7 protein-coding genes are annotated in these 9,303 nt (G+C 72.8%); 4 read left to right on the top strand and 3 right to left on the bottom strand.

The annotated features are described in order from the left end of the window. The 3 genes from HW445_RS09890 to HW445_RS09880 all read right to left on the bottom strand — a co-directional run. On the bottom strand, positions 1-1,813 hold a 1,813-nt coding region (locus tag HW445_RS09890; protein ID WP_180220655.1), incomplete at its 3' end, for a dipeptide/oligopeptide/nickel ABC transporter permease/ATP-binding protein. Then, positions 1,813-2,763: an ABC transporter permease gene (locus HW445_RS09885; protein ID WP_180220654.1), complete on the bottom strand. Its 951-nt coding sequence runs from the start codon at positions 2,761-2,763 to the stop codon at positions 1,813-1,815. The genes HW445_RS09885 and HW445_RS09890, both read right to left, overlap by 1 nt. Before the next feature lie 73 nt (positions 2,764-2,836). Continuing rightward, positions 2,837-4,456, bottom strand: a complete 1,620-nt coding sequence (locus HW445_RS09880) for an ABC transporter substrate-binding protein (protein ID WP_180220653.1) — start codon at positions 4,454-4,456, stop codon at positions 2,837-2,839. A 122-nt stretch (positions 4,457-4,578) separates the two neighbouring features. On the opposite strand from HW445_RS09880, the gene HW445_RS09875 reads away from it, so the two are divergent. The 4 genes from HW445_RS09875 to HW445_RS09860 all read left to right on the top strand — a co-directional run bounded on the left by HW445_RS09875 (position 4,579) and on the right by HW445_RS09860 (position 9,197). Next, entirely contained in the window at positions 4,579-5,334 is a 756-nt protein-coding gene (locus HW445_RS09875; RefSeq protein WP_374939625.1) for a FadR/GntR family transcriptional regulator, read from the top strand. Between the two features lie 235 nt (positions 5,335-5,569). Beyond that, positions 5,570-6,541: an alpha/beta fold hydrolase gene (locus HW445_RS09870; protein ID WP_180220651.1), complete on the top strand. Its 972-nt coding sequence runs from the start codon at positions 5,570-5,572 to the stop codon at positions 6,539-6,541. Positions 6,542-6,664: 123 nt separating this feature from the next. Continuing rightward, positions 6,665-8,146 carry an exo-alpha-sialidase gene (locus HW445_RS09865; RefSeq protein WP_180220650.1) on the top strand — a complete coding sequence of 494 codons (1,482 nt, stop codon included), beginning with the start codon at positions 6,665-6,667 and terminating at the stop codon, positions 8,144-8,146. Positions 8,147-8,237: 91 nt separating this feature from the next. Next, the gene (locus tag HW445_RS09860) at positions 8,238-9,197 is read left to right on the top strand and encodes a dihydrodipicolinate synthase family protein (RefSeq protein WP_180220649.1); all 960 of its coding nucleotides are present in this window, start codon (positions 8,238-8,240) and stop codon (positions 9,195-9,197) included. The last annotated feature ends 106 nt before the right edge of the window (positions 9,198-9,303 follow it).

Below are 9,303 nucleotides of genomic sequence, written 5' to 3'. Positions count from 1 at the left end.
CGGCGCCGAACGCCCTGGGCGCGGGCACGACGCCGCGGATCTGGTGCAGCCGCTCCGCGCCCGCCTCCAGGGAGACGACGGAACCGAGCAGGCCGCGGCTGTAGTGGTGCGCCGGGTCGGTCAGCAGGGCCCGCGTGTCGCCGGTCTCGGCGACCTGGCCGGCGTACATCACCGCGACCCGGTGGGCGAGGTCGCCGACCAGGGCCAGGTCGTGCGAGACGAGGACCATCGCGAAGCCGAGCTCGTCGCGCAGCCGGGTCAGGAGCTCGACGACCTGGGCCTGCACCGTGACGTCCAGCGCGGTCGTCGGCTCGTCGGCGATCAGCAGCCGGGGGCTGCGGGAGAGCGCCATGGCGATGAGCACGCGCTGTCGCTGGCCGCCGGAGAGCTCGTGGGGGTAGCTGCGCAGGGTGCGCCCGGGGGACAGGCCGACCAGTTCGAGCAGTTCGGCGGGGGTCCGGGTGCCGCCGCGGGAGGTCAGCCGCTTCAGCTGGGTGCCGATCAGCACCGACGGGTTGAGGGAGGACAGGGCGTCCTGGTAGACCATGGCGATCTCCGGGCCCATCAGCGCGCGGCGCTCCCTGGGCGCCAGCCTCAGCAGGTCCCTGCCCCGGTAGAGGATCTCGCCCTCCACCTCGGCGTTGCGGGCCAGCAGCCCCATCACCGCGAGGCTGGTGACGGACTTTCCGCAGCCGGACTCGCCGACCAGGCCGAGGGTCTCGCCCTCACGCACGGTGAAGGAGATGCCGTCGACGACACGGGTGTCGCCGTAGCGGTCGGGGAAGCGGATCGTCAGGCCGCGGACGACGAGCAGGTCCGGGGCGTCGTCGGGGAGCGGCCGGACGGCGGGCCCGGCGGCCTCGAGCCGCACGGCGAGCTCTTCGAGCGCGGCGTCCACCTCGGAGCTGTCGGCGGCGGGCGCGGCGGCGGTCTCCTTGGCCGGGTCGCCCCCGTCGGCGCGTGCCTTGTCCGGGGAGGCGGCGGCGTCCGTCATGCCCTCGGAGAGGACGTTCAGGGCCAGCACCGTGACCAGCAGGCACAGGCCCGGGAAGAGCGTGGCCCACCAGCCGCCGGACAGCAGGATCTGCCGGCCGTAGGCCAGCACGCTGCCCCAGCTGGGGTCGGGGTCCTGCACGCCGGCGCCGATGAAGGAGAGGCTGGCCTCGAAGATGATCGAGTCGGCCACCATGACGGTCGCGAAGACGAGGACCGGCGCGGCGCAGTTGACGGCGACGTGCCGGGCCACGATGTGGCCGCGCCGGGCGCCGATGACCTGCTCCGCCGCGACGTAGTCCTCGCCGTACTGCTCCAGCACGTTCGCCCGCACGACCCGGGCGAGCGAGGGCGAGTAGACGAACGCGATGGTGAAGATGATGACGGGCACGCTGGGCCCGAACACCGCGACCAGGACCGCCGCCAGGGCGATCGGCGGGAACGACATCACGACGTCGAGCGAGCGCATGACCGCCTCGTCGGCGAACCGGCGCGAGGTGGCGGCCAGCGCTCCCAGGCACGAGCCGACGACCAGGGCCAGCAGCGTCGCGCCGAGACCGATGACCAGCGAGTAGCGCGCACCGTGCACCACCCGGGCGAAGACGTCGCGGCCGGCCCGGTCGGTGCCGAACCAGTGCTCGGCGCCCGGGGGCTGGGCGGGAACGCCGGTGGCGAGGGGGTCCTGGGTGAGCAGCGGGGCGAGGACCGCGCCGAGCGCGACCACGACGAGGACCACCAGGGCCATCCGGGAGGGCACCGGCAGGCGGCGCAGGCGGGTGCCGGGTGACAGCCGCTCGGCGAGGGATCGGGGGGCGAACATCACACCGTCCTGATACGCGGGTTGACGAGCAGGTAGAGCAGGTCGACGACGACGTTGACCACCAGGAAGGCGACCGCGATGGTGAGCACGGTGCCCTGGACGAGGGCCACGTCGCCTCCGGTGACGCCCTCGAGGATCAGCTTGCCCATGCCGGGCAGGTCGAAGATCGCCTCGATGACGACCGCGCCGCTGAGCATGTAGCCGACCTTGACGCCGAGCACGGTCAGCGGCGTGATCAGGGAGTTGCGCAGCACCGACCGGATGATCAGGAACGGCGGCAGACCGCTGCCCCGGGCCGTGCGCACGTAGTCGCGGTCGAGTTCGGCGACCATCGAGGTGCGCACCAGGCGGGCCAGTGAGGCGGCGACCGGCAGGGCGAGCGCGAACGCGGGCAGGGCCATGCTCCGCAGCCAGCCGCCGAAGGAGTCGGCCGGGTTGACGTAGCCGCCGGTCGGGAAGACCGGCGTGTTCAGAGCGAACTGCTGGATGAGCAGCACGCCCAGCCAGAACGAGGGCAGCGCGATGCCGAGCATCGACAGCACCCGGAAGACCTGGTCGGGCCAGCGGTCCCGGTACACGGCGCTGACGACGCCGAGGACGAGGGCCAGGACGACGGCCAGCGACAGGCCCAGCAGCGTGAGCTGGAGGGTGAGCGGGAACGCGGTGGCGATCCGGTCGGCGACCGGCTGGCTGGGCGGCACGGTGACCCCGAGGTCACCGCGCGCCAGATCGCCGAGGAAGGCGAAGTACCGCACCGGCAAGGGGTCGTCGAGCCCGTGCTCCTCGGCGAACGCCGCGCGGGCCTCGGGACTCGCGGAGTCGCCGAGCGCGTTGTACGCCGGGTCGGCCGGCGAGAACTGCAGGACCACGAAGACCAGCAGCGCGATGCCGAGGACCATCACCGGCATCATCGCGACGCGGCGCAGCGCGAGCCGGAGAAATGCAACCATCGAGAGGTTCCTAGCGTTCGGGGCGACGGCCGCCGCCGTCCCGGCGGGGCGGCGGCGGTCCGGGTGGACGTGGTCAGGCGCGACCGACGTCCACGAAGGACAGACCGGTGGTGGGCAGCGGCCTGAAGCCGGTCAGGGCGCCCTCCTGCCAGGCGGTGGGCAGCTTGCGGTGGAGCACCGGATACAGCGCGGCCTCCTCCGCGACCAGGTCGGTGACCTGGCCCCACAGCTCCTTGCGCCTGTCCGCGTCGGCCTCACGGGCGGCCTCGTCGAGCAGGGCCCTGGTCTTCCGGTAGGCGGCCGTGCCGGTCCAGCCGTAGCGGTTCTCCGGCCAGAAGCCGTAGTAGAACCAGCGCAGCAGCAGGTCGGCGTCGTTGCCGAAGACGGACGGGTCGCCCGGCGCGGCCAGGACCTCGAAGTCGCCCTTGTCGACCTTGGCGTACTGGGCGGGGGACTGGGCGACGTCGAGCTTCGCCTCGATACCGGCCGCCGCCCAGCTCTCCTTGATCAGCGGGGCGATGTCCTTGACCCAGCCGGTGTCCGTGACCAGCAGGGTGAAGGAGAGCTTGCCGACGCCGGCGTCGTCGAGCAGCTTCCTGGCCTTGTCGAGGTCGTGGCCGTAGACGGTGGCGGCCCGGTGGTGATCGGGGTGCGTGGCCGGCACGTAACCGGTGGCGGGCTCGGCGTTGCCGAGCAGCGCGGTGGAGATGATCTTCTCGGTGTCCAGCGCGTAGTGCAGGGCCTGGCGCACCCGCTTGTCCGCGAAGCGCTCGTCCTTGCAGTTGAACATGAGGAAGAGCAGGCCGAAGGACTGGACCGACTCCACCTTGTCCTTCCCGGTGAAGCCCTGCACGTCGATGTAGGGCACGTCCTCGATCGCCTGGACCCGGCCCGACCTGAGGGCGCTGACCCGGGCGGAGGGGTCGGACATCAGGTGCCAGGTCATCTTCCTGACCTTGGCGGGGTGCGGGCCGTTGTACTTGTCGTACGCCTCCATGACGATCTTGTCCTCGCGGACCGCCGAGACGAAGCGGAACGGGCCGGAGCCGACGGGGCTGGCGTCGAAGGCCTTGGCGTCGGCGCCGGCGATCTTCTTCGGCACGATGCGCACCACGGATATGCGCGAGGGGAAGAGCGCGAAGGGGTGCTTCAGCTTGAACTCGACCGTCGCCTCGTCGACCGCCACGACCTGGTCGACGAACGGCACGAACTGGGCCATCAGCGAGGCGTTGTCGGGGTCCAGGACCCGTTCGAAGCTGAAGACCACGTCCTCGGCGGTGACGGGCGAGCCGTCGTGGAAGGTCGCGCCCTCGCGCAGGGTGGCCCGGTAGGTGGTCGCGTTGATCTTCTTCGGCATCCCGGTGGCCAGCGCGGGCCGCGCCACCAGGGTGGCCGGATCGAGGTCCACCAGCCCCTCGAAGATGTGCATGTTCGCGGCGTACGGGGTCGCACCCGAGGTGATCATCGGGTCGAAGCCGGTGGAGAGCGGGTAGGAGAGACCGGCCTCGAGGGTGTCGGCTCCGGCGCCGGAGCCGCCGGAGCCCTCCGCGGTGCTTCCCGGGCCTCCGCAGGCGGACAGGCCGGCGGTGATCGCGGTCGCCACCCCTATGGCGCCGGTGAGTCTGAGGAAGGCGCGGCGGTCGACGCCGGCTGTGCTGCGCGCGGACAAAGGGTTCCTCCAGGCGGGAGACATGACGGGCGGAATCAGAAAAAGGAGGCGGACGCGGACGGCGTCCCGTCAGGATGCATCAGACGTCTGATGTCCGACCCTTGATAGCGTGGGAACGTAGCCCGACAGCGGAAAGGGGTCAAGAGGTGGCGGTGGGACAAGGAGCTGCTGCTCGACGTGTGGAGCCGGAGCCCAGACCGGCGCGGCAGCCGTTGCGGCAGGAGGTCGTGGACGGCATCAAGTCCTACATCCTGCGCAACCAGCTGCGCCCGGGGGACCCCCTGCCGACCGAGCCGGCCCTGTGCGAGGCGCTCGGCGCGAGCCGCTCCAGCGTGCGGGAGGCCATCAGGATCCTCACCGCGCTGGACATCGTCGAGGTCCGGCACGGCCACGGCACCTACGTGGGGCGGCTGAGCCTCTCCGCCCTGGTGGAGAGCCTGACGTTCCGTGGCCTGCTCAGCCCCGACGACGACTTCCAGGTGCTGGCGGACCTCGTCGACGTGCGGGAGCTGTTCGAGCGGGGCACGGCGGAGCGGCTCGTGGAGTCGCTCACCGACGAGCAGATCGACCGCCTGGAGGGCCATGTCGACGAGATGCGCAGGGCGGGCGCCGGGGAGGGGCAGGGCTTCGTCGTGGCGGACCGCGCTTTCCACACCCTGCTCCTCGCCCCCCTCGGCAACGACCTCATCGGGCAGCTGTCCACGGCGTTCTGGGACGTGTACGTCATCGTCGCGCCGCATCTGGACGTCTTCACCCATGAGCACGAAGTGGCCACCATCGCCCACCATAAGCGCATAGTGGACGCCGTCCGGGACCGGGACCCGGTCGAGTTCGCGGCCGCGCTGACCGACCACTACGCGCCCGTCCGTCAGCGCATCGCGGAGGCCCGCGCCCGCCGCTGACCAGGCGCCTTCCCGTGGTGGGGCCGGTCCCGTGGCACGGGGGCCGGCCCCACCGCCGCGTGGGCCGTCCTCCGTGGGCGCCCTTGACGGCTGTCCGGCGGATCTCTAAGGTCCCAACACAGCAGACATCAGACGTCTGTTCTCGCCGCCGGGCCCTCCGTCCGCCGACGTCCCGTGCCCTTCCCCCGCCGCTGCGCCGTGCGCGCGCCCTCACTCACCCACCCGGGGCCTCCTCATGCCACTGACGGACCTCACCCTCGCCGAATGCCTCGCGCTCCGGCCCGACCTCGACGAACCCGCGGACCTCGACGCGTTCTGGGACCTGACCCTGCGTGAGGCCCGGTCCGCCGGCGCAGCCCCCCGCTTCGCCCCCGTGGACACCGGTCTCACCCAGGTGAGGACCTACGACGTGAGCGTGCCCGGCTTCGCGGGCGAGGAGGTCCGGGGCTGGCTGCACCTGCCTGCCGGTGCCGACGGGCCGCTCGGCTGCGTCGTGGAGTTCCTCGGTTATGGCCGGGGGCGCGGCCTGCCGCACGAGCAGACGCTCTGGGCGACCGCCGGTCACGCGCACTTCATCATGGACACGCGCGGCCAGGGCTGGTCCACGGCCGGCGGCGACACCCCCGACACCGCCGCCCTGAACGGCGAGGTCCCCGGTTTCCTCACCCGCGGCGTGGAGGACCCCCACGACCACTACTACCGGCGCCTGTTCACCGACGCCGTGCGCTTCGTCGAGGCCGCCCGCGCACACCCGGCCGTCGACCCGGACCGGATCGTCGTGACCGGGCACAGCCAGGGCGGCGGCATCTCGCTCGCGGTGGCCGCGCTCGTCCCGGGCCTGGCCGGTGTCATGCCGGACGTGCCGTTCCTGTGCGACATCCGGCGCGGGGCGCTGATCGCCGGCGCACCGCCCTACACCGAGATCGCGGAGTACCTGAGCCTGCACCGCGACCGCGCCGGGACCGTCTTCACCACCCTGTCCTACCTCGACGCCGCGGTCCTCGCCTCCCGCGCCACCGCCCCCGCGTTCTTCTCCGTCGCCATGATGGACGCGGTCTGCCCGCCCTCCACCTGCTTCGCGGCCTACCACCGCTACGGCGGGCCCAAGGACCTGCGGGTCTACGAGTTCAACGGCCACGAGGGCGGCGGCGGTCACCACCGGCGCGCACAGCTCACCTGGGTGCGGGAGCTGTTCGCCGCCTCCTAGCTCCCCGCGACCCGGGCCCGGCCCAGCCGCTCCCGTCGTCGTCCCGCACCGCTCCGCCCGCACGCCCGCACGCCCGCACGACCGCACGCCCACACGCCCGCACTTCCGAGAAGAGGCCTGTTCATGCAGCGAAGAGTCTCCCTGGTCATCGGCGCCGCCTGTCTGCTGGTCCTGGGCACCACCGCCGCCCACGGCGCCGCCGGGCAGGACACCGCCGGCACCGCGGTCACCGCCGGCACCCTCACCTCGCAGGACATCGCCACCGCGGGCACCGGCTCCCCCCACTACCGGATCCCCGCCCTGACGCGCACCACCAAGGGCACCCTCATCGCCGCGTACGACGCACGCCCCACCCTCGGCGACCTCCCCGGCAACATCGGCGTCGTCCTGCGGCGCAGCACCGACGGCGGCGCCACCTGGCAGCCGCAGCAGGTCGTGCGCAAGGAAGCCGCCCCCAAGGGCTACGGCGACCCCAGCCTCCTCGTCGACCGGGAGACCGGGCGGGTCTTCGTCTTCTACGCCGCCTCCGTGAACCAGGGCTTCTTCGGCTCGGCGACCGGCAACGACGAGAGCGACCCGAACGTCCTCCAGGCCGATTACAGCTACTCCGACGACGACGGCCTCACCTGGAAGCACGAGCGGATCACCGCCGAGATCAAGAATCCGGCCTGGGCAGGCGTGTTCGCCGCCTCCGGCGAGGGCATCCAGCTGCGGCAGGGCGCCCACAAGGGCCGGCTGATCCAGCAGTACGCCATTCGCGACAACGGGGCCAACTACGCGGTCAGCGCCTACAGCGACGACCACGGCGCCACCTGGAGGACGGGCACCCCGGTCGGACCGGGCGGCGACGAGAACAAGACCGTCGAACTCTCCGACGGCCGCGTGATGCTCAACAACCGCTCCGCGCCCTACCGCACGGTCGCCCACTCCTCGGACGGCGGCGTCACCTACACGCCCTTCCAGCGCGACACCGAACTGCCCGACCCCGCCAACAACGGCTCCGTCGTCCGGTTCGCGCCGGACGCGGCGCCCTCGCACCCGCGGGCCTCCTGGCTGCTCTTCAGCAACACGGCCACCACCAACAGCCGCAGCAACCTCACCGTCCGCCTCTCCTGCGACAACGGGCAGAACTGGCCGGTGCGCAGGACGGTCGAGACCGGTGCGGCCGCCTACTCGACGCTCACCCCGCTCGGCGACGGCATGGGTAACGCCCGGGTCGGCCTGCTGTGGGAACGCGCCAACTACCAGCACATCACCTACTCCTCCTTCGACCTCCAGTGGCTCGGCGGCGTCTGCGCGCCGGTCACCGTCACCCCGCCCGCCGCCCTGCCCGCCGGGAGCACCACCGAGGTCACCGTCCGCGTCGTCAGCCAGAACGACGTCGACCTTCCCGCCGGCACGGTGTCCCTGAAGCTGCCCTCGGGCTGGAGCGCACCCTCCGTGACGATGCCCGCGCTCAAGCCGGGCCAGGGCGCCAACGTCAAGGTCCGCGTCACCGTCCCGGCGGGCACGGCCGCCGGGAGCGTGGCGGTCACCGCGGCCTACCAGGTGCGCGGCACCCAGCACTCCTACGGCGACGCGACCCTCACCGTCACCGCGCCGTAGTCCGAGCCCGGCCGTCCGCCGCCGCCCTCCCCGAACGGCGGCGGCCGGCCGACCCTCTCCGTACCGCCTCTCGCACAGCCCAGGAGACATCATGTCCACGTCCCAGCCCCTGCGCGGCGTCGTGCCGCCCGTCTGCACCCCCCTGGACGCGTCGGGCGAGGTCGACACCGCCTCGCTCGCCCGCCTTGTCGAGCACCTCGTCGCCGGGGGAGTGCACGGACTGTTCGCCCTGGGCTCCAGCAGCGAGGTCGCCTTCCTCACCGACCGGCAGCGGGCGGTGGCCCTGGAGACCGTCGTCGGGGCGGCCGCCGGACGCGTCCCGGTGCTCGCCGGCGTGATCGACATGACCACCCCCCGGGTGCTCGTCCACGCCGAGGCGGCCCGGAAGGCCGGCGCCGACGCCCTGGTGGCGACCGCCCCGTTCTACGCCCGCACCCACCCCCGCGAGATCGCCCTCCACTTCCGCACCGTCCGGGAACGGGCCGGGCTGCCGCTGTACGCCTACGACCTCCCGGTCTCGGTGCACAGCAAGCTCTCCACCGCCCTGGTGCGCGAACTCGCCGAGGACGGCACCCTGGCCGGCCTCAAGGACAGCAGCGGCGACGAGGGAGGGCTGCGCCGCCTGATCGTCGCCCTCGGCGGCCGCGACGGCCGGGCCGACGGCCCCGCTCCCTCCTTCAGCGTCCTCACCGGCTCCGAACTCACCGTGGACAGCGCCCTGCTGGCCGGCGCGGACGGCGTCGTGCCCGGCCTGGGCAACGTCGACCCCGCCGGGTACGTCCGCCTCCACGACGCCGTCCGCGGCGGCGACCTCGGCCGTGCGGTGGAGGAACAGGAGCGGCTCGTCCAGCTGTTCGGCATGGTCGACGCCGGCCCGGAGAGCGAGATGGGCCGCAACTCCTCCGCCATCGGCGCCTTCAAGCACGCGCTGCGGCTGCTCGGCGTCTTCACGCACGGCACCACCGCCGGCTCACAGATCCAGCTGGGCGACGCCTCCGTCGCCCACGTCGAGCGGCACCTGCGCGACGCCGGACTGCTGCCGGTCCGATGACGGCACACGACACCACCGCCCCGGTGATCGGCCTGGACCTGGGCGGCACGAAGATCGCCGCCGCCCTGGTGGCGGCCGACGGCGCCGTCCTGGCCCGGCACACCCT

Origin of the sequence: Streptomyces sp. UH6 (assembly GCF_013421635.1) — a bacterium.
Classification (GTDB): Bacteria; Actinomycetota; Actinomycetes; order Streptomycetales; family Streptomycetaceae; genus Streptomyces; species Streptomyces abyssomicinicus.
This window is presented reverse-complemented; position numbering and strand designations above follow the sequence as displayed.